Here is a 420-nt window from a genome sequence, read left to right on the forward strand (position 1 = left end):
TATTAATAGCATTATATATTATAAGGACTGCTTGTCCTTAAATGTAAATGAAAGGGGGGATTGATATGGGTTATGGCTATGATCATTCTTATAATAAATGTTATAATTATAAAAATTATAATGAAGTTTTATCGACAGGTATATTACGTAGACATTCTGCTACTTTATTTCTTACTGTTGATGCTATGAATGTTGATCCAGATGATACTCGTAGAGTAACTGTTGAAATGTTTGATTGGTCATCTGGTTCTCCGGTATTTTTACCATTACTAGATCCTTCAACGCAAACATTGGCACCTAATCAATATGTTACTTTTCGTTCAGCAGCTCTTCCTCCAGGAGTTTTTGCTTATGAAGTAAGAATAACTCATCCGAATGATAGAGATGTTGTTACTAATGTTTTTGGCCTTAGTGCAATAG

The 420-nt window shown here is 32.6% G+C and carries 1 protein-coding gene; it reads left to right on the forward strand.

Features of this window, described 5'->3' with window-relative positions; all coding sequences use genetic code 11:
- Nucleotides 1–65: 65 nt before the first annotated feature.
- The coding region (locus JDS98_RS29645) for a hypothetical protein (RefSeq protein ID WP_199634635.1) at nt 66–420 on the forward strand (355 nt) is incomplete at its 3' end.

Origin of the sequence: Bacillus cereus group sp. N11, from assembly GCF_016483605.1 — a bacterium.
GTDB lineage: Bacteria > Bacillota > Bacilli > Bacillales > Bacillaceae_G > Bacillus_A > Bacillus_A toyonensis.